This is a genomic window from Geminicoccus sp. (assembly GCF_035556675.1).
GTDB lineage: Bacteria > Pseudomonadota > Alphaproteobacteria > Geminicoccales > Geminicoccaceae > Geminicoccus.
Map to the genome: position 1 here is coordinate 1 of NZ_DATMFZ010000293.1, position 19,709 is coordinate 19,709.

General features: G+C 69.0%; 20 protein-coding genes and 1 pseudogene. 8 read left to right on the forward strand and 13 right to left on the reverse strand.

From position 1 onward, the window contains the following. The 6 genes and pseudogenes from VNS22_RS20285 to VNS22_RS20310 all read right to left on the reverse strand — a co-directional run. Window positions 1–314, reverse strand: a pseudogene (locus tag VNS22_RS20285) (hypothetical protein); the annotation flags it as partial. Window positions 315–371: 57 nt separating this feature from the next. After that, a complete protein-coding gene (locus tag VNS22_RS20290; RefSeq protein ID WP_325735659.1) occupies window positions 372–1,331 on the reverse strand; it encodes an L-threonylcarbamoyladenylate synthase in 960 nt (319 codons plus the stop codon). Continuing rightward, on the reverse strand, window positions 1,328–1,900 hold the full coding sequence (locus VNS22_RS20295; RefSeq protein WP_325735661.1) for a biotin transporter BioY: 573 nt from the start codon (window positions 1,898–1,900) through the stop codon (window positions 1,328–1,330). The genes VNS22_RS20290 and VNS22_RS20295 overlap by 4 nt, the downstream gene beginning before the upstream one ends. 61 nt (window positions 1,901–1,961) lie before the next feature. After that, complete coding sequence (gene purD / locus VNS22_RS20300) at window positions 1,962–3,236, reverse strand: phosphoribosylamine--glycine ligase (protein ID WP_325735663.1); 1,275 nt, start codon at window positions 3,234–3,236, stop codon at window positions 1,962–1,964. Between the two features lie 15 nt (window positions 3,237–3,251). Continuing rightward, complete coding sequence (locus tag VNS22_RS20305; RefSeq protein WP_325735665.1) at window positions 3,252–3,653, reverse strand: type II toxin-antitoxin system VapC family toxin; 402 nt, start codon at window positions 3,651–3,653, stop codon at window positions 3,252–3,254. Then, window positions 3,650–3,898 (reverse strand): type II toxin-antitoxin system prevent-host-death family antitoxin, encoded by a 249-nt coding sequence (locus tag VNS22_RS20310; protein WP_325735667.1) that lies wholly within the window; start codon window positions 3,896–3,898, stop codon window positions 3,650–3,652. Before VNS22_RS20310 ends, VNS22_RS20305 begins: the two co-directional genes overlap by 4 nt. A 109-nt stretch (window positions 3,899–4,007) precedes the next feature. Between VNS22_RS20310 and argC the strand changes: the two genes are divergently transcribed. From argC to VNS22_RS20330, 4 genes are all read left to right on the forward strand, one after another. Continuing rightward, the gene (argC, locus tag VNS22_RS20315; RefSeq protein ID WP_325735669.1) at window positions 4,008–5,054 is read left to right on the forward strand and encodes an N-acetyl-gamma-glutamyl-phosphate reductase; all 1,047 of its coding nucleotides are present in this window, start codon (window positions 4,008–4,010) and stop codon (window positions 5,052–5,054) included. Beyond that, window positions 5,051–6,280: a threonine ammonia-lyase gene (locus VNS22_RS20320; RefSeq protein WP_325735671.1), complete on the forward strand. Its 1,230-nt coding sequence runs from the start codon at window positions 5,051–5,053 to the stop codon at window positions 6,278–6,280. The genes argC and VNS22_RS20320 overlap by 4 nt, the downstream gene beginning before the upstream one ends. Before the next feature lie 81 nt (window positions 6,281–6,361). Further along, the gene (locus VNS22_RS20325) at window positions 6,362–6,940 is read left to right on the forward strand and encodes a hypothetical protein (RefSeq protein WP_325735673.1); all 579 of its coding nucleotides are present in this window, start codon (window positions 6,362–6,364) and stop codon (window positions 6,938–6,940) included. A 247-nt stretch (window positions 6,941–7,187) separates the two neighbouring features. Next, complete coding sequence (locus VNS22_RS20330) at window positions 7,188–8,225, forward strand: hypothetical protein (protein WP_325735675.1); 1,038 nt, start codon at window positions 7,188–7,190, stop codon at window positions 8,223–8,225. Here the strand turns inward: VNS22_RS20330 and VNS22_RS20335 are convergent. Further along, window positions 8,200–9,096, reverse strand: coding sequence for a LysR substrate-binding domain-containing protein (locus VNS22_RS20335; protein ID WP_325735677.1), 897 nt, complete (start codon window positions 9,094–9,096; stop codon window positions 8,200–8,202). The two genes, VNS22_RS20330 and VNS22_RS20335, sit on opposite strands and share 26 nt — an antisense overlap. 77 nt (window positions 9,097–9,173) lie before the next feature. Between VNS22_RS20335 and VNS22_RS20340 the strand changes: the two genes are divergently transcribed. The 4 genes from VNS22_RS20340 to VNS22_RS20355 all read left to right on the forward strand — a co-directional run bounded on the left by VNS22_RS20340 (window position 9,174) and on the right by VNS22_RS20355 (window position 13,226). Continuing rightward, window positions 9,174–10,112 carry a DMT family transporter gene (locus tag VNS22_RS20340; RefSeq protein WP_325735678.1) on the forward strand — a complete coding sequence of 313 codons (939 nt, stop codon included), beginning with the start codon at window positions 9,174–9,176 and terminating at the stop codon, window positions 10,110–10,112. Between the two features lie 423 nt (window positions 10,113–10,535). Then, window positions 10,536–11,198, forward strand: coding sequence for a GntR family transcriptional regulator (locus tag VNS22_RS20345; RefSeq protein ID WP_325735680.1), 663 nt, complete (start codon window positions 10,536–10,538; stop codon window positions 11,196–11,198). Continuing rightward, on the forward strand, window positions 11,195–12,298 hold the full coding sequence (locus tag VNS22_RS20350; protein ID WP_325735682.1) for a cis-3-hydroxy-L-proline dehydratase: 1,104 nt from the start codon (window positions 11,195–11,197) through the stop codon (window positions 12,296–12,298). The genes VNS22_RS20345 and VNS22_RS20350 overlap by 4 nt, the downstream gene beginning before the upstream one ends. Window positions 12,299–12,326: 28 nt before the next feature. Next, the gene (locus tag VNS22_RS20355) at window positions 12,327–13,226 is read left to right on the forward strand and encodes a dihydrodipicolinate synthase family protein (protein ID WP_325735684.1); all 900 of its coding nucleotides are present in this window, start codon (window positions 12,327–12,329) and stop codon (window positions 13,224–13,226) included. Window positions 13,227–13,367: 141 nt separating this feature from the next. Here VNS22_RS20355 and VNS22_RS28635 read toward each other — a convergent pair whose 3' ends face one another. The 6 genes from VNS22_RS28635 to VNS22_RS20380 form a co-directional block, all read right to left on the reverse strand. Then, on the reverse strand, window positions 13,368–13,547 hold the full coding sequence (locus VNS22_RS28635) for a hypothetical protein (RefSeq protein ID WP_414653397.1): 180 nt from the start codon (window positions 13,545–13,547) through the stop codon (window positions 13,368–13,370). Beyond that, complete coding sequence (locus VNS22_RS20360; RefSeq protein ID WP_325735686.1) at window positions 13,531–14,955, reverse strand: pyridoxal phosphate-dependent decarboxylase family protein; 1,425 nt, start codon at window positions 14,953–14,955, stop codon at window positions 13,531–13,533. Before VNS22_RS20360 ends, VNS22_RS28635 begins: the two co-directional genes overlap by 17 nt. Before the next feature lie 79 nt (window positions 14,956–15,034). Beyond that, the gene (locus VNS22_RS20365) at window positions 15,035–16,441 is read right to left on the reverse strand and encodes an FAD-binding oxidoreductase (RefSeq protein ID WP_325735688.1); all 1,407 of its coding nucleotides are present in this window, start codon (window positions 16,439–16,441) and stop codon (window positions 15,035–15,037) included. Window positions 16,442–16,627: 186 nt separating this feature from the next. Beyond that, window positions 16,628–17,923: an ABC transporter substrate-binding protein gene (locus VNS22_RS20370; RefSeq protein WP_325735690.1), complete on the reverse strand. Its 1,296-nt coding sequence runs from the start codon at window positions 17,921–17,923 to the stop codon at window positions 16,628–16,630. Between the two features lie 53 nt (window positions 17,924–17,976). Next, on the reverse strand, window positions 17,977–18,792 hold the full coding sequence (locus VNS22_RS20375) for a carbohydrate ABC transporter permease (protein ID WP_349261850.1): 816 nt from the start codon (window positions 18,790–18,792) through the stop codon (window positions 17,977–17,979). Between the two features lie 71 nt (window positions 18,793–18,863). Then, window positions 18,864–19,709: sugar ABC transporter permease (locus VNS22_RS20380; protein ID WP_325735694.1), on the reverse strand; the 846-nt coding region annotated here is incomplete at its 5' end.

Here is a 19,709-nt window from a genome sequence, read left to right on the forward strand (position 1 = left end):
GCCGATCGGGTAGCTGGCAAAGCTTCTTGATGGGCTTGCCGCCCTCGATCTCCGGTCGTCGTCCAGCGGCCGCAGCGCATGCCGGCAAAGCGCGACGATGATCGCTTCCTCCTCGGGCGTCAGGACCGTCGAGCGGGCCTCCTGCGGACCCACCCGTGCCACGCTGGTCGTCGGCCGCCCACGCCACTTCTGGATGCAGGTCGGACTGACGCCGTAGCGCTTGGCCGCCGTTCTCACGGCTATCTTCACCAGCCTCGATCGCGCGATGGACCGCCTTTTGTCGTGGTGGCGCTGCCATGAAGAAGCTGGCCCATAGCGCATCCCTCGCCGCGTGGGGATCAACCGTACCACTACACCGCAGGACGGTGCACCTAGCTGCGTGGTGCTGCTGAGCGGCGGAGCCGGTCGCGGATCGCCTCGGCCAAGCCGGCGCCTGGAATCGGCACCACCGCGATCCGGTCGGCACCGGCCCGATCGGCGGCGCGGAGCATAGCGAACAGGTTGGCAGCGGCCTCGGCGAGGTCACCCGACGGGCTGAGGTTGAAGGTGGCCAGCGCGCCGGGCGGCACGTCGGTGCCGAAAGCCAGGAGCGCCTCGCGCGGCGCCACGCTCTTCGCATCGAGACGGACCGGGGCTGCCGGCGCGTAATGCGAGGCCAGCATGCCCGGTGCCGCCGGGCGGGCCGGATCGCCCCCTGGGCCGACCAGCGGACCCAGCACCGCCTCGATTGCCTCGCGCGGGAGCCCGCCCGGCCGGAGCAGGGCCGCCCGGTCCGGCCGGGACAGGTCGAGCACCGTGCTTTCCAGCCCGACCGGACATTCGCCGCCATCCAGCACCAGGGCGACGGCCGGGCCCAGATCGTCCTGCACATGGGCGGCCCTGGTCGGGCTCACCCGGCCAGACGGATTGGCCGAGGGCGCCACGACCGGCCGGCCGGCGGCGCGCAGCAGCGCCTGGGCAACCGGATGGACCGGGACGCGGATCGCCAGCGTCATCAGGCCCGCCGTGGCATGCACGGAAATCCCGTTGCCGGGCCGGGCCGGCAGGACCAGGGTCAGCGGGCCCGGCCAGAAGGCGGCTGCCAGCAGGCGGGCGCGCTCGTCCAGATGGACCAGGGGTTCGGCCGCCGCTAGATCGGGCAGGTGGACGATCAGGGGATTGTGCGCGGGCCGGCCCTTGGCGGCATAAACGCGACGCACCGCCTCGTCCTGGGTCGCATCGGCGCCCAGGCCATAGACGGTCTCGGTCGGAAACGCGACGAGGCGGCCGGCGCGCAGGAGCGCCCCGGCCGCCTCGATGGTCGACGGATCGGGTGGAACGGGCTGGGTCAACCGGTGCGGCGGCTCCGCAGCAAGGCGGTACCCACGGCGATCGTGAGCAGGATCTTGGCGATCTCGCTCGGGATGAACGGCAGGACGCCATTGGCGATGGCGGCCTCAGGGCCAACCAGCACCGACAGCCAGGCGACGCCCAGGGCGAAGATCGCGAGGATCGACGCCACCACCGCGGCGGCGATGCGGGCCAGGCTCTGGTCGGACTGCACGAGCCGGCCGGCGATCGCGGCCGCCACGACGAAGCCCAGGAGATAGCCGCCGGTCGGGCCGACCATGTAGGCCAGGCCCAGGCCGCGCTCAGGGGTGCCGGTGAACACCGGCAGACCCATGGCGCCCTCGGCCAGGTAGGCGACCACCGTGGCTGCACCCAGGCGCCAGCCATAGGCCATGCCGATCAGGGCCACTACGCCGGTCTGCATGGTCATCGGCACCGGCCAGAACGGCACCTGGACCTTGGCCGAGGCGTAAAGAAGCAGCGTGCCGAACAGCACCAGCACGACGTTGCGCAGGACCGGGCGGTCAGTGGGCCAGAGCCGGTCGATCGGAGTGACGAGGGTCGAGGACATGGCGGTTCCCGGAGGCAAAGAGCGGCGCAAGCTTAGGTGGAAGACCGTCCAGCGCAAGCGGTCAGCCGCGCTGGAGCTCCCGCCAGCCGATATCCCGGCGGCAGAAGCCGTCCGGCCAGTCGATCCGGTCGATAGCCGCATAGGCGCGGACCTGCGCCTCGGCGAGCGTGGTGCCCAGGCCGGTCACGTTCAGCACCCGCCCACCATTGGCCAGCAGCCGCCCGCCTTCGCGCCGCGTGCCGGCATGAAACAGGAGGAGGTCGTCGGCTTCGAGCCCCTCGGTGCCACGGATCTCGGTGCCTTTGGCATAGCTGCCGGGATAGCCCCTGGCCGCCATCACCACGCTCAGGGCATGGAGCGGGAGCCAGCGCAGATTCATGTGGTGCAGCTGGCCGTCGAGCGCACCCAGCAGGAGTTGGCAGAGGTCGGTCATCAGCCGCGGCAGGACCGCCTGGCATTCCGGATCGCCGAAGCGGACATTGTATTCGATCAGCTTCGGGCCGTCGGCGGTGAGCATCAGGCCCGCATACAGGAAGCCCGTGAAGGGATTTCCCTCCTCCGCCATGCCGGCCAGGGTCGGGCGGACGATCTCCGCCATCACCTGCTCGACCAGCGCCTCGGTCAACACCGGTGCCGGCGAGTAGGCGCCCATGCCGCCGGTGTTCGGCCCCTGGTCGCCGTCGAAGGCACGCTTGTGGTCCTGGGCGGTGCCGATCTCGAGCGCGTGGCGGCCATCGCAGAGCGCGAACAGCGATGCCTCCTCGCCGACCAGGCACTCCTCGATCACCAGCGTGGCGCCCGCAGCACCGAAGCCGCCGGCAAGCGCGTCGTCCACGGCGGCCAGCGCCTCGGCCAAAGTGGTCGCCACCACCACGCCCTTGCCGGCGGCGAGCCCGTCGGCCTTGATCACGATGGGTGCTCCCTCGGCCCGGACATAGGCACGGGCCGCCTCGGCATCTTCCTGGGTGAAGGTACGGTAGCGGGCGGTCGGGATGTTGTGGCGGGTGCAGAACTCCTTGGTGAAGGCCTTGGAGCTTTCCAGCCGGGCGGCGGCGGCGCTGGGCCCAAACGCGCGGATGCCCTCTTCGGCCATCCGGTCGACCAAGCCCAGGGTCAATGGCAGCTCGGGCCCGACCACCACCAGGCCGACCCCCTCGTCCTTCGCCAGCCGGACCAGGCCATCGATGTCGTCGACCGCGACCGGGCTGCAGCGCGCCACCGCCTCGATGCCGGCATTGCCCGGCGCGCACAGGACCTCGGTGACCATGGGCGAGGCCGCCAGCGACCAGCACAAGGCATGCTCGCGGCCGCCGCTGCCGATGACGAGGGTTTTCACTGGAACTATCTCCGCTTAGCGCGGGACGTGATGGACCGTCACGTCGAACGCTGCAAGCTGCGTGTCGGTCGTGACGAGGATGCAGTCCTCGATCCGGGCCTGGGCGACCAGCAGGCGGTCGAACGGGTCACGGTGGAACAGGGGCAGCCGGCCGGCCTCGACTGCGTGAACGGCGCGCACCGGCAACTCCATGAAGCCATAGCTGGCCAGTCGCTCCAGCAGATCGGCGACATCGAGGCCGAGCTTGCCGATATTGGACTTCAGCGTCAGCTCGTAGGGGGTGACGGCGCTGAACATCGGCGCGGTCACGCTCCGCCGCAGCCGATCCTGGATGTCCAGAGGAATCCGCTCTGGCTGGTACAGCCAGCGCACCACGATATTGGTATCGAGCAGGAAGCGCTGCATCTCCGGGATCATGGGGCTTCGGCCGGAGCCGGCACGTCGCCCCACCACTCCTCGCCCAGGTCCTCCTCGAGGAAGGCGACGGCTTGCCGGTCGAGCGTACCTTCCAGCCCGCCTATCGGTCGAAGCCCTGCAGGTTCCAGGGGTTCGATCCGGACGACAGGCTTGCCGGCCCGGGCGATGATGACCTCCTCGCCGCGCAGCGCAGCCTCGACCAGCTTCGAGAGCTGGCTCTTCGCCTCGTGCATGTTGACGATCATCCAGGCCCTCCTCCCATAGCCAATCTAGCTAACCGACCTCATGTCGTCCATTGCGTTGCACAAGCGACCACTCCGGCTCTATCTGCCCCCTGCAGGAGGAGTGAGGAACATGGCAGCGTCGAAACTCGCAGTAGGTGTCCTGGGTGCGTCCGGCTATACAGGAGCCGAGCTCCTGCGCCTGCTCGCCCAGCATGACGGGCTGCGCGTCACGACGCTCACCGGCGACCGCATGGCCGGCAAGGAAATCGGCGAGGTCTTCCCGCACCTGGCAGTGCAGAAGCTGCCGAAGCTGGTGAAGATCGAGGACGTCGACTTCTCCACGCTGGACGTGGTGTTCTGCTGCCTGCCGCACGGCACTACCCAGGAGGTGCTGCGCGACCTCCCGCACAACGTGAAGATCGTCGACCTGTCCGCCGACTTCCGGCTCTACGACCCGAAGCTCTATCAGCAGGTCTATGGCCATCCCCATGCGGCGATCGAGCTGCAGAAGGAGGCGGTGTACGGGCTCACCGAGCACTACCGGGACAAGGTGCGGGCGACCCGGCTGGTGGCCAATCCCGGCTGCTACACGACCACGGCCGAGCTGCCGCTGATCCCGCTGCTCGCCGAGGAGCTGATCGAGCGCGACCCGATCGTGATCGACGGCAAGTCCGGCGTGTCGGGGGCCGGACGCTCCCTGCGCGAGAATCTCTTGTTCTCCGAGGCGTCGGACAATTTCTCCGCCTATGGCGTCGGCAACCACCGCCATGCGCCGGAGATCGACCAGTGCCTGGGCGACTTTGCCGGTGGCCAGGTGGAGGTCAGCTTTACCCCGCATCTGGTGCCGATGGGCCGCGGGATCTTCGCCACCATCTATGTCCGGCTGAAAGACGGGGTGGAGGTCGCCGACCTGCAGGAGCGGCTGGCCGAAGCCTATGCGGAGGAGCCGTTTGTCCACGTCCTGCCGCCCAAGAGCCTGCCCTCGGTCAAGCAGGTGCGCGGCTCCAACCACTGCCTGATCGCGGTGCATCCCGACCGGGCGGCCGGCCGGGCGATCCTGCTCTCGGTGACCGACAACCTGGTCAAGGGTGCCTCGGGCCAGGCCCTGCAGAACATGAACGTCATGGCCGGCTTTGCCGAGACCAGCGGGCTCACCATCGGGCCGCTCTACCCGTGAGCGTCACGCCCGCCGATATCGAGGCAGCACGGGCGCGAATCGCCGGTGCGGTGGCGTGCACGCCGCTGCGGCTGTCGCGCACCCTGTCCGAGATCACCGGGGCGGATGTTTACCTGAAGTTCGAGAACTTCCAGTACACCGCCTCCTTCAAGGAGCGGGGTGCCCTCAACCGGCTGCTCCAGGCCGAGCCGGGCGAGCGGGCCCGAGGCGTGATCGCGATGTCGGCCGGCAACCACGCCCAGGGCGTGGCCTATCACGCGGCCCGGCTCGGCATCCCCGCCACGATCGTGATGCCGGCCTTCACCCCGATCGTGAAGGTGGAGAACACCCGCAAGCTCGGTGCGCGGGTCGAACTGTTCGGCAGCGGGGTCGAGGAGGCGGCCGACCATGCCCGCCAGATCGCCGCGGCGGAGAACCTGCTGTTCGTCCACCCGTTCGACGACCCGCAGGTGATCGCCGGGCAGGGCACGCTCGCCCTGGAGATGCTGGACGAGGTGCCCGAGCTGGAGGTGCTGGTGGTGCCGGTCGGCGGCGGCGGGCTGATCTCCGGGATCGCCATCGCCGCCAAGGCGCGCAAGCCGGCCATCGAGGTGGTGGGTGTGGAGGCCGCCCTTTATCCTACGGTCTGGCGGCTGCGGCGCGGCCTGCCCATCGAGGCGGGCGGCCCCACCATCGCGGAGGGCATCGCGGTCAAGCAGCCGGGCAAGGTGACCCTGCCGATCATCGATGCGCTGGTCGATGATGTGATGCTGGCGGACGAGGCGGCGCTGGAGACCGCCGTGCTGATGCTGCTCGAGATCGAGAAAACGGTGGCGGAGGGTGCGGGCGCCGCGGGCCTGGCGGCCCTGCTGACCACTGCCGATCGCTTCCGCGGCCGCAAGGTCGGGCTCGTGCTGAGCGGCGGCAACATCGACAGCCGGCTGCTCTCGGCGGTGATCCTGCGCGGGCTGGTGCGCACCGAGCGGATGGTGCGCTTCCGGGTCAGCCTGCCCGACCGGCCGGGCAGCCTCACCCAGGTGACCGCGCTGATCGCGCGTTGCGGCGGCAACGTGGTGGACGTGGCGCACCAGCGGGCATTCGCGCGGCTCTCGGTCATGCTGACCGATGTCGACGTGACGATCGAGACCCGCAACGCCCTGCATGCCCAGCAGATCCGCAACAGCCTGGCCGCGGAGGGTTTCTCGGTGCGCGGCTTGGACGAGCCGCGCATGACCAGCGGATTGTGATCCGTTATAGGATCAAATTCTTTAATCGCATCGCAACTTCTGGTAGATATCCAGCTCCGTCCCATGCCTCGGAGCGGCCCGGTGCGTGTCCTGATCCTGGCGACCAATCCCAGCCTTGCTGCTGGCCTCGCGCGCGAGCCGGGCGAACGGCTCGACCTGCGCAGTGCCGCCGGGCTGGCCGAAGCCATGCTGATGCGCGAGCGACCGGGCTGGCAGCCGGACGCGATTCTGTCCGAGCTGACCCTGCCTGACGGCGAGGGCAGCGAGATCGTGGACGCGCTGGGCCAGGCCTTTCCCGCGGTCCCGCTCCTGTTCGCCACGGCCGGGACCGGTCAGCTGCGCCGCCAGCTCCAGGCACTGGTCCTGCCCGCCCCGGCGCGGCCATCGGGCGACGAGCAGCGTGAGCTGCTGGGGGAGATCGAGATCCTGGCGCGCCGTGCGGCGGAGCGGGCGGTGAGCCAGGCGATCGACCGGCTGATGACGCGGCTCGGCCTGGACGACGAGCAAGGGGTGAAGAACGCGATCCGGCTGGCGCGCGCCTATGAGAACGCGCGCGAACGGTTCTGGTCGGCGGTGACCTCCGGCCTCGCCAGCGGCCTGCTGATCGCCTTGGGCGTCGGGCTGATCGCCCTGGTCAAGGGTGGCCAGCTGGCGCCCTGAGCGGCCGGATCATTCGCCGGCAGCTCCTCTCTCCCGGGCCGGGGATCCCATTCTCCATATCCGGATATGACTTCAATCAATCCAGCCTTCCCATGCCGTGATTTCTGCTTTTTGCTCAGGCTTCCGAGTTGTTAACCATATTCCGGCCCAGCCCTGCGCATTGAATGGACTGTGCTCCGCGGCTGAGCATCTGCTGTCACATCCGCGATATTCTCGAATCATCGATTTTCTCGGGCAGGGATAGGACATGGCTGACATTCGTCTCGCCTCTTCCATGGCGGTCGTCGGGAGCATCCTGACCGGCTTGGGTGCATTCTGGGGCATGCATGGCGCGCTCGCCACCGAAGGCTTCGCCACCGCATGGCTGATTCCGATCGGCGCTGCCATTGGCCTCGCCTGCCTGCTGGCAACATCCTGGCACTATGTCCTGGGCATGTCGCAGCGTGCGCAGGGCGCCATGATCCCGCTGGTGCTCCTTCTGGGCGGGATAGTGACCGGCCTGGCGATCCTTACCTCGTCCTGGTGGCTGACCAGCGCGCTGGGCGGGGGCGTGGCGCTGCGCCACCACCACCAGACCCAGTTCGGCGCGCTTGAGACAGCACTGCGCGATATCCAGGACCAAGCCGGGCCGGATCACTCTCTGCTGCAGGAGATCACCACGGCTCGCAACTCCCTGGAGCGGTTGACCGCCGATGAGGCAGGCATCGGCACTCTCAGCGGCCAGACCGGTATCGGACCCGTGACCCGAGATCTTCGCGAGATGTCGGCCAAGCTGGACGAGTTGCAAAAGGCGGTAGGTGCGATCATCGACAGTCGCGACGGCAGGATCACACAGGCACGTACCCAGCTGGACCGGGCGAGACGGGCGTCGCTCGTGGGGGACGAGGCCGAGATAGCACGCAGCCTAGCCGATGCCGGCAAGTCTGCGGCCGAAGCGGCCGGATTGAGCCTGGCGGATCAGGCGGCCATCCTTCACCGGACCATCGATTCCGACTTGGTCCCGGTGCGCAGGATCGTGGCCCAGCTCCGCACCGCCGTCCGCGAAGCGACGGACGACTCGAAGGTGGTGGAGATCCCACAATACCAGTCGATGACGCGCGCCGAAGCCGTCCTGCACCATGCGCAGCAGGTGACGTCAGCCTGGGCCGTCTCAATCGCGCTGGAGTGCCTGATCTTCGCGATGCTGTGCGTGCTGGTGGTGCGTGCGCAGCTCGACCGAATGTATCCGCCGCAGGACGGCCAGGGCACCCCGTTCGAGGTCACGACGCTTCGGCGCGCGGCCTGAGCGGGGTGGAGTCGGCCGGGACGGTGCCGAGTGCCGCCGCCAGATGCTCGGCCAGCAAAGCCCCTGCCCGGGACAGGCCAGGCGAGCGGTGCAGGCGCAACTCGGCTGTAGGCAAAGGCGGCAGGCCGTCGGCCGGGTCCAGGCGCCGCAGCCGGACCGGGAAGGTGGTGGACTTCACCACGGTGACGGCCAGGCCCTCGGCGGCAATGGCGGCGACCGCCGCCAAGCTGTGGCTGACGAAGGCCAGCCGCCAGCGCCGCCCGGCCTGATCGAGCGCCCGGATCGCCCACTGCCGGAACAGGCATCCGGGCGGGTAGAGCGCTAGCGGCAGCGGGTCCAGCCGGTGACAGGCCTGCCCTGGGCCCGCCGCCCAGCAAGGCTGCTCCCGGCACAGGAACTGGCCCTCGCCCGCCCCTTCCGGATGCAGGGCGACCACCAGGTCGAGATCCGCACCCAACCGTTCCGGCATGCCCCCGGTCAGCCCCGTCTCCATCGCTACCTGGACCTGCGGGTAGGAGCGGGTGAAGGCAGCGAGCAGGCCCGGCAGCACTTGGCTGCCGTAATCGTCCATCACCCCCAGCCGGACGGTGCCGGCCAGGTCCGGGGCCTGGAGGCTGGCCAGCGCCTCGGCCTGGAGCGCCAGGATCCGCCTTGCATAATCCAGCAGGCTCTCGCCAGCGGGGCTGAGCTCGACCTGGACGGTGCTGCGATGGAACAGTGCCGTGCCCAGCCGCTCCTCCAGCCGGCGGATCTGCATGCTCACCGCCGACTGGGTGCGGTGGAGCAGGCGCGCCGCGCGGGTGAAGGACCGGAGGTCCGCCACCGCCACGAACGCCTTGAGCAGGTCGGGATCGAGGTCGGGCGTGCCCATGAAGCCTCGTGATGAGTCTTATCATGCCAATGCCATTCCTTGATGGGTAGGATGACACTATCCCGCAGGCAAGCGACATGGCGGAAGCGGGACAGGCGATGGAATGGCTGGGCGTGCTCGCGGCCGTCCTTTCGAGCGGGCTGGGCGGCACATCTGTGGGTGCGACCCGCTATCTGGCGGAAGCCCTCGATCCGCTGACCCTGGGTGCGCTGCGCTTCGGCATCGGTGCGCTGCTGCTGCTGCCGCTGGCGCTGCGGGTACCTGCGGGCCGGCCGCAGCCGGGCGAGTGGCCGGGCCTGATCGGGCTGGGCCTTCTATTCTTCGGCCTGTTCCCGATCCTGTTCAACGCCTCGCTGATCTTCACCACCGCGGCGCGCGGCGGCCTGGCCCTGTCGACCGTGCCGCTCCTGACCATGCTGGCCGCCGCCCTGCTGGGGGTGGAGCGCCTGACGCTGCGCAAGAGCCTGGGCGTGCTGGTCGCAATGGCGGGAGTCGCCGCGGCACTGCTGCTTTCCCTGGCCAAGGCCCCTGAAGGTGCCTGGCGGGGCGACCTGCTGATGGTCGCGGCTGCCGGCTGCATGGCGCTCTACAATGTCTGGTCGAGGCGGCTGGTCCGCCGGCTGGGTGCCGTGCCGTTCGCCACGTTCGGCATGGCGGTGGGCGCTCTGTGCCTGGGCACGGTGGCGGTGGCCACGGGCGGCCTGCCCAGCCTCGCCCGGCTCGAGACAGCGCAATGGGCGGCAGTGCTCTATCTGGGCGTGTTCGGCGGCGCGCTGACCTTCTGGCTGTGGGCGTTCGCCCTGCTTCGCACCACGCCCACCCGCGTCGCCATCTCGGTCACGGTCAACCCGGTGCTGGCCGCCCTGATCGGCGCCATGCTGCTGGGCGAGCCGCTGCACTGGAGCCTGGTCATCGGCTTGGCCATGGTCGCCTTGGGCATCTGGCTCTCGGCCAGCAACCCGGACGGTCGCCTGGTCGGCACCCTGCCGGTGGCCACGGGACGGCCGCCGGGCTGAGCCGCCGATCCTGATGGGCGCCGGCGGCTGCATCGGCTGCCGATTGCCTTACCTTCGCGCAGAAGATCCGCTTGCCCTGGCCGATCCTCCGGTCAGCATGCTCGGGCCATTCCGCATCTGGCTCCCTGAGCCCCTGGGTAACCTGTCGGCGACTGGGCGGCAGCCCGGTCGATGGAAGCCGCAGCCGGACGCTCCCCATGCGCGCGGCTGCGGCGGCAGTACCTCGCCCGCACCGGCCACCGCTTTAGCCTGTACCTTCCGCGCTGAGCCCTGACGCCATCTGCCAGCCAGTACCTCCGCCGTTGGCTGCCGTCCCCTCTCCCGGCCCACCCAGACCGGTGCCTGCCAAGCAGGCCGCGCCGACTGCTTGTGATTGGATAATGGATATTGTATCCAATTTTTGAGCCACTCTGCCGGATGGTCATGCCAAGCATTCATCGCACCGCTGCCAATCAGGTCGTCGCCGAGCTGCGCCGACGGATCCTGTTGGGCGAATTGCCGGCGGGGGCGCATCTGCGCCAGGAGGCGGTGGCGGAGATGTTCGGGCTGAGCCGGATCCCCGTGCGCGAGGCGCTGCAGCGGCTGGATGCCGAGGGCTGGGTCCGGTTTGCGCCGCATCGAGGGGCATTCGTGTCCGGACTGTCGGCCGAGGAGGTGGCGGAGCTGTTCGAGTTGCGCCTGCTGCTGGAGCCGCATCTGCTCCGCCGGGCCGTGCCGCGCTTCGGGGCGGACGGGCTGGCTGCGCTGGAGCAGGCGGCGGCGGGCTTCGAGCAGGCGCTGCACAGCGACGAGCGCGAGCGCTGGGGTGCGGCGAACCGGGCGTTTCACCGCCAGCTCTATGCACCGGCCGGGCGGCCGCGCATTGCAGCACTGGCCCAGGGCTTCGACGAGCGCATGGAAGCGTATGTCGCGGCGCATCTGGGCCTGGAAGGGATCGCACCACGGGCGATCGCGGAGCACCGCCGGCTGGTGGATGCGGTGGCCGCGCGGGATGCCGGGCGTGCCGCCGCGGTGTTGGTCGACCATCTGGAGCGGACCCGGGACGAGCTCACCGGCTGGATCGCGGAACGGGAGAAGACGGCATGAGGATCACCGGGATCCGCGTCTGGCGCATCGAGCTGCCGCTGAAGGAGGGCAGCTATCACTGGGCCGGCGGCAAGTCGGTGGAGGTGTTCGACAGCACGCTCGTGGCACTCGACACCGATGCCGGGCTTTGCGGGTTCGGCGAGGTCTGCCCGCTGGGGCCGGTCTACCTGCCGGCCTATGCCGAGGGCGTGCGCGGCGGCATCCGGGAGCTGGGGCCGCATCTGCTGGGGCTGGATCCCCGCGAGCATGGCCGGCTCTGGCAGGCGATGGACGGCCGGCTCAAGGGCCATCCCTTCGTCAAGTCCGGGCTGGACATGGCCGCCTGGGATCTGCTGGGCAAGGCGACCGGCCTGCCGGTGGCCACGCTGCTGGGCGGGATCATGCAGAAGGAGGTCACCCTCTACCGGGCGATCAGCCAGCTGCCGGCGGACGAGATGGCCGCCAACCTGCGCACGCACCGGGAGAGCGGCTATCGCCGCTTCCAGCTCAAGGTGGGTGGTGACCCGGACGAGGACATCGCCCGGATCCGGGCCTGCCATGCAGTGCTGGAGCCGGGCGACCGGCTGGTGGCCGACGCCAATACCGGCTGGCTGCCGGCGGATGCGCTGCGGGTGGTCAATGCGGTGCGCGACCTGGACGTGTTCATCGAGCAGCCCTGCCACAACTTCGAGCAATGTCGGGCGGTCCGCGAGCGGGCCAGCCTGCCCTTCGTGCTGGACGAGAGCATCGACGGGCTGGAGCCGCTGCTGCACGCGGCCGGGCTGCGGGCCATGGACATGGTCAACATCAAGCTCAGCAAGCTGGGCGGGCTGACCCAGGCGCGCCTCCTGCGCGACCTGTGCGTGCGGCTGGGCCTGCTGATGATCGTCGAGGACAGCTGGGGCGGCGATGTCGCCACCGCCGCCATCGCCCATGCCGCGGCCAGCACGCCCGGACGCAACCTGTTCGCCGCCACCGACTTCAACGGCTACGTGACCCGCAGCTTCGCCGATGGCGCGCCGCGCCGGGAAGGCGGAGTCATGCGCCTGCCGGATGGGCCGGGTCTGGGCGTGACACCGCGCCTGGACGAGCTGGGCCCGCCGCTCTTCACCATCACCTGATCCGCCCCCTCACCTCGGGAGACCTGGCATGGCGATCGACTGGCACGGCGTGTTCCCCGCCGTCACCACCCAGTTCAAGGACGACGACAGCATCGACTTCGCGGCCAATGCCCGCCATGTCGCGTGGCTGCTGGAGAGCGGCGTGCACGGGCTGATCATGCTCGGCACGGTCGGCGAGAACGGCTCGCTCAGCGCGAACGAGAAGCGCGACGTGCTCAAGGCCACCCAGGAGCTGGTGGCGGGCCGGGTGCCGGTGGTGGCCGGCGTGGCGGAGAACCTCACCAGGGAAGCCTGCCGCTATGCCGAGGACTGCGCGAAGATCGGCCTGGACGGGCTGATGGTCCTGCCCGGCATGATCTACAAGGCCGACCCGCGCGAGAACGTCGCCCATTTCCGCACCGTGCTGGACGCCACCGACCTGCCGGTGCTGGCCTACAACAACCCGATGGTCTACGGCGTCGACCTGAAGCCCGAGACCTTCGTCGAGCTGGCCGACCAGAAGACCCTGGTGGCGATCAAGGAAAGCTCGGACGACCCGCGCCGGCTCACCGACATCGTGAACCTGACCGGCGACCGCTACACCCTGTTCTGCGGCGTCGACGACCTGATGATGGAGAGCGCCGTGCTGGGGGCGGCCGGCTGCGTGCATGGCATCGCCAACGCGTTCCCGGCCGAGACGGTCAGGATGTGGGAGCTGATGGCGGAGGGCCGCTATGCCGAGGCGCTGCCGCTCTACCGCTGGGCCACGCCCATGTTCCACCTCGATACGAGCCCGAAGCTGGTCCAGTACATCAAGCTGGTCCAGCACCTGGTCGGGCGCGGCAGCGAGCGGGTGCGCGCACCGCGCCTGACGATCGCCGGGGAGGACCGGGCGCGGGTCGAGGCGATGGTGAAGAAGGCGCTGGCGGAGCGGCCGGGGCTCGGCTGAGCACGCCCGGCAGAATCCCGATCCCGTCTGTCGAAACTATTCAAGTGGTTGAAACAGGCCGGGTCCTCGGGTTCGTTTGGTAAAATAGCATTCGCGTGCGACCGGACATGCCCGGCGGCTCGAGGACAGAGCAGCCGGGCATCATCGCATTGTCGCGCGCCTTACGGAAGCGAAAGATACTCGACGGCGCTCTCCGTCGATGATGTCGTTGCCGCTACCAACATTGAGCCGGTCGTCGCCGCCCCGCGCAGAGATCAGGTCCGCCAGCGGGCCGCCGATCAGCAAGTCGGCGTGCGGAGGTATCTCAGCCTGAAAGGGCAATTTCCGCCTCGTGGCGCATCGCGGCGAAGGTGGCCGTCACATCGGCCAGCTCGGTGCCGGGGGCGCCGATCGAGACCCGGACCAGCCAGCGCCCGTCGACCATGGCGGGGGTCAGGTAGGCGGCACCCGAGCGGTTGACCGCCTCGGCCCAGGCGCGGGTGTGGCGGTCCAGCGCTTCGCCGGTGAGGCCTGGAGGCTCGTGGCGCACACAGACCGTCTGCAGCGGCACGGGCGCCAGGACGCGCCAGTCCGGCGTGTCCGCCACCAGCCTGGCCAGGGCCTGGGCGTTGGCCAAGTCGCGGCGCAGGCGGGCCTGCAGCCCCGCCACCCCCTGCTCGCGGATCACGAACCACAGCTTCAGCGCGCGGAAGCGCCGGCCGAGCGGGATGCCCCAGTCGCGGAGGTTGCGCACCTCCTCGTCCACCGACGACTGCAGGTAGGAGGGGTTGGTGGACATGACCCGGACCAGATGCTGCGGGTCGCGCACGTAGTAGAGCGAGCAGTCGAACGGGACGCCCAGCCATTTGTGCGGGTTGAAGACCAGGCTGTCGGCCGCCTCGATGCCCTGCCACATCCAGCGGCATTCCGGCAGGATCATGGCGCTGCCGGCCATGGCGGCATCGACATGCAGCCAGATGCCGTGCCGGCTCGTGACCTCGGCGATGGCGGCGATGGGGTCGAGGGCGGTGGTGGCGGTGGTGCCGGTGGTGGCGACCACCGCCATGGGGCGCAGCCCGGCCGCCAAGTCGGCCGCCACCAGCTCGGCCAGCGCGTCGGCGCGCATGGCATGGGCGGCATCGGTCGGCACCAGCCGAATATGGTCGCGGCCGATGCCGGCGAGCAGCGCGCCCTTCTCCACCGAGGAATGGCTGCCGGACGAGACATAGACGGTGAGCGGCGCCGCTTCCGCCTGCAGGCCGCCCTGGGCCAGCGCATAGTCGGTGGCGCGCTCGCGGGCGGAGATCAGGGCCACCAGCGTGCCGGTGGAGGCGGTGTCGCCGATCACACCCTGCCAGGCCGAAGACAGCCCGGTCATCTGCCGCATCCAGTCGGTGACGACCTCCTCCAGCTCGGTGAGTGCCGGGGAGGACTGCCAGGACAGGCCGATCACGCCGAGCGCGGTGCTGACCAGATCACCCAGCACCCCGGCCGGCAGGGCATTGGCCGGGAAGTAGCCGAAGAAGCGCGGATGCTGGAAGAAGGACAGATGCGGGACGATCAGCCGGTCCAGGTCGGCGATCACCTGCTCGAACGGCTCCGAAGTCTCGGGTGGCGTCTGGGGCAAGGCGGCGCGCAGCTCGCCCGGCCGGCTGGGAGCCTGGACCGGGCGCTCGGGCAGGCTGGCCTGATGGTCGGCCAGCCAGTCGATCAGCGCGTGGCCGTGGCGGCGGAACTCCTCGGGCGTCATGGACCATGCTCTCCGGATGCGTTGCCGGGTCCATCGCGCCAGCCACCAGCGGAGGCAAGCCCGTCCGCACCGGCCTGCGTCAGAGCGGCGCCACGCTTTCGGCCGCCGGCAGGATGTTCTGGTTCAGGCTGAACAGGTTGTCCGGATCGTACTTCGCCTTCAGCTGCGCCAGCCGGACATGGTTGCTGCCGAAGGCACGCTGCACCGCTCCGGGCGCCTCCTCGCTGGCGAAGTTGCCCATATAGCCGCCGCTGGAGAAAGGCTGCAGGGCGTCCCATGCCTCCCGCGTCCAGGCGATGTGCCGATCATTCTCGGCCGCATCCCGCCACTGCGCCATCAGGCCGACATTGAACTGGGCATGGCGGAAGGCGAAGGCGGTGTCGTCCGGAGCCACCCGGCTGGCAGCCCCGCTGTAGAGCTCGACCACGACCGCCGACATGGGCGAGGTCATGCGGTTGGCATGCTCGATCACCATGTCGATCGCCTCGTCGGTCAGGGCCTGGAGGAAGGTCGACTTCCAGTAGTTGTGCGTGCCGTCCGGGAAGGCGTCGTCGAGGAGGCGCTGCATCGCCGGGAACGGCATAGGCTGGACCGCGTCGACCATGGGCGGGCCGAAGGCGCGTAGTGCTGCGACGGCGCGCTGGCCCTCGGCCGGATCGCCGCAATGGCAGACGATCAGCGCCGTTGCCGGGGTCCCGTCCGGGGTGGTCAGGAAGCCGGCATAGGCAGTGAGCTCATCCGGGGCCTCGGCCATCACCCCCCGGTAGTGGCGGAGCAGGGCCGCCGACTGGTCGCGCGGGTAGATCAGGAGGCCGGCGAGCACGGTCCTGACCGGATGGGCCTGGAACAGGAAGGAAGCGACGATGCCGAAATTGCCGCCGCCGCCACGCAGCCCCCAGAACAGGTCGGGGTTCTGCTCGGCACTGGCGGTGACCACATCGCCCGCGGCGGTGACGACCTCGCAGGCCAGGAGATTGTCGCAGGTCAGCCCGTAGCGGCGCACCAGCCAGCCGACCCCGCCGCCCAGGGTGAGCCCGGCGATGCCGGTGCGGGACACCACGCCGGCCGGGACCGCCAAGCCATGCAGATGGGTCTCCCGGTCGAGGTCGCCGAGCGTGGCACCTGCCTGGACCCGCACGGTACGGCGCTCAGGATCCACGAACACGCCGCGCATGCCGGACAGGTCGATGACCATGCCGCCGTCGCACAAGCCCCGGCCGGCGACGTTGTGGCCGCCGCTGCGGACCGCCAGGAGTACGCCTTCGGTGCGGGCGAAATTCACCGCGGCGGCGATGTCGGCCACGCCGGCGCAGCGGGCGATCAGGCCAGGCCGTCGGTCGACATGGGCGTTCCAGATCCGCCGCGCCGCGTCGTAGCCGGCATCGCCCGGCAGGATCACCTGACCGTGGAAGCCGTTGCGGAACGCCTCGATAGATTCACTGGCAAGTGCGCTGCCGTCGCGCCGCCTGAGCTCGGCCGTGTCCATGTGCGTCCTTCCGGAGCTATTCGGTCCAGGCAGGTGCCTGGGCATGAACGGTTATGCGATCCCACGAGACTGGGACAGTGATCAAATCACTTGCATGAGCGTGGATTATCCAGGCACGGCTGCCAATGAAAAGGGCCGGACGATGCCGCCCGGCCCCGGTTCAGCCAGCCTGCCCGGAGGCCCGGCTCACTTCATCAGCGCCTCGGTCTGCTCGACGATCTGGGCCAGGCCGTCCTTCGGCTCGACATCGCCGCGCATCACGTTGGCGATGATGTCGCGCTGGGTCCGCCAGATGCGCACCGAGTTGCCGCCCGGATAGCCCTGCCAGGGGCGCGAGCGGTCGATCTGGCTGGTGACGGTGGCGAAGTTCGGGTTGGCCTCGTAGAACGGCCCCAGATAGTCCGGCCCGGTCGCGAGCTTGTTGGTCGGCATGTAGCCGGTGGTCTCGACCACGATCGTCTGGGCCTGCGGGCCGGTCACGAACTTGATGAACTCCCAGGCCGCCTTCTGCTTGGCCTCGTCCTTGGCGGTGATGATCGCGGCATTGCCGCCGGTGGGCAGCTTGCCATTTTCCTTGTTGCTCACCGGGAAGGCCACGGTCCGCATCTTGAACTTGTCGCCGATCAGCTCGGTGACTTGGCGGACGCGGGCCGGCGTGTCGAACTGGATGCCGGTCTGGCCGGCGACGAACTGCTGGCGGGACTCGTCGAAGTTGATCAGCTTCATGCCGCCCTCGGCGACGAAGCGCCGCGCATCTTCCAGGACATGCAGCCCGAGCTCGTTGTTGTAGGCGACCTTGCCGGTGGCCGGATCGTAGAGCTCGCCGCCTTCCTGGAAGATCAGGGTCTGCCAGAGCCAATCGTCCGGCCAGTCATGCACGTTGTAGGTGATGCCGGATACGCCGGGCGTGGCGTCCTTGATCTTCGCGGCGAGCGTGATGATCTCGTCCAGCGTCGTCGGCATGTTGTCCGGGTCGCCGCCGCCCGCCCGCACCAGGTCCTCGTTGACGTACATGACGCAGCTGGAAGCGGCCACGCCCAGGCCGCGCTGCACACCGTCGACTTGGCCGACGCTCAGAATCGCCGGGGCATAGTTGGCTTCCCGCCATTCGGCGGGCTCGGCTTCCAGGAGCGGGCCGAGATCGAGGATCTGGTTGCGGCGCTCCAGCGTGTGGGTCAGCTCGGCCAGCAGGTGGTAGCCTGCATAATAGACGTCGGGGAGCTGGTTGGTGACGGCGGCGCGCAGCATCACCTGGTGGCCCTCGTCATAGTTCGCCGCCGGCGCCCGGTAGGCGATCTTGATGTCCGGGCGCTGCTTCATGAACTCGGCAGCGATCGGCTCGTGGAACTGTGAGAAGGAGGGCTGGGTGTAGAACACGTCCAGCGTCACCTCCTCGGCGGCAAGGGCCGGCGTACCCAGCCGCATGGCGCCCAGTGCGGTGGCTCCCAGCGCGGTGCCGGCAAGCAGAGTGCGTCGCTTCATTCCATCTTCCCCCTGAGCAATGCGGATCGCTGGTTAGCGCCCGGCAGCGACCGTTATTTGACACCGGTCATCGTGATCCCCTCGATGAACCTGCGCCGGGCGAACAGGAAGGTCACCACCAGAGGTGCGGTCAGCACCGTGGCGGCGGCGGTGAGCGCGCCGTAGTTGGAGCCGGTTTCGGCATCGGCGAAATACATCATGCCGAGCGGCGGCGGTGCGAGATTGATGTCGCTGATCACGATCAGCGGCCAATAGAGGTCGTTCCAGTGGGCCACGATCGAGAACACCGAGAAGGCGGCGATCGCCGGCCAGGCACTGGGGGTGACGATCCGCCAGACGATCTCGAACTCGCTCATCCCGTCCAGCCGCGCGGCATGGATGATGTCGTCCGGGAAGCTGCGGAAGAACTGGCGGAACAGGAAGATCCCGAACACCGACAGGAAGAACGGGACCATCATCGAGAAATAGGTGTTGAGCAGGCCCAGCCAGGCGAGCGCCACGTAGATCGGCAATGCCGGCACCTGGATCGGGATGCACAGCGCCAGGAGCACCAGGATGAACAGGAGGTGGCGGCCCGGGAACTGCAGCTTGGCCAGGGCATAGGCACAGGGGATCGCGATCAGGAGCTGGACCACCAGGATCCCGGTGCAGACGATCACGCCGTTCAAGGCAAAGCGCAGCACCGGGGCCGCAGCCAGCGCGAAGCTGTAATTCTCCAGCCCATAGAAGCGGTCGGGCCAGAAGGACAATTCGGCGCTGAACACCTCGTCCGGCGGCTTGATCGAGGTGACCAGCATCCAGACGAACGGCAGGAGGATGAAGACCGCGCCGGCCAGGAGGAAGGCGTGGACGAAGAACAGGCCGGTCATCCGGCGGATCATCGCCGCGGCCGGCGAGACCTGGCCTTCCGGTACGGTGCGGGTAGGCAGGGCCGCCTGCATCAGTAGTGGGTCCGTCGGTCGAGGACGAAGGTCTGGATCACCGAGAAGATCACCACGAAGGTCAAGAAGACCAGGGTCAGCACCGAGGCGTAGGCGGTGCGGAAATAGTAGAAGCCTTCCAGGTAGATCGCATAGAGGATCACCTCGGTGGCTCCCTGCGGGCCGCCCTTGGTCATCACCGCCACCGTGTCGAACACCTTGAAAGCGGTGATCGAGGTGGTGACGATCACGAACAGGGTGGTCGGGCCCAGCAGGGGCCAGGTGATGGTCAGGAACCGGTCGACGCCGTTGCCCACCCCGTCGATCGCCGAGGCCTCGTAGAGGTCGCGCGGGATCGAGGACAGCCCTGCCAGGAACAGGATCATGTTGAAGCCGACCAGCTGCCAGATGCCGATCATGGCCAGCGTCGGCAGGGCCAGGTCCGGGTCGCTCAAAAACGGCACCTCGCCGAAGCCCAGCTTGCGTAGGGCGGCGTTGATCACGCCCAGGCTCGGGTGGAGCAGGAACTGCCAGACCGTCGCCATCGCGATCAGGGTCGAGGTGACGGGCAGGAAATAGATGATCTCGTAGAAGGAGCGGGTGCGCTTGCGCTGGTGGACCAGGACCGCCACCAGCAGCGAGAGGATCACCGAGCCCGGCAGCACGATCGCGACATAATAGAGCGTGTTGACCAGCGAGCGGCGGAACGTCTCGTCGGAGAAGGCCTGGGCGTAGTTGTCGAGCCCCACCCACTCGAACGTCACCACCCCCAGCTCGTAGTCGGTGAAGCTGAGTGCGGCCAGGACCAGGAGCGGGACGACGTGGAGCGCCAGCAGCAGGAGGAAGGCCGGCAGGGCGAAGCCGGC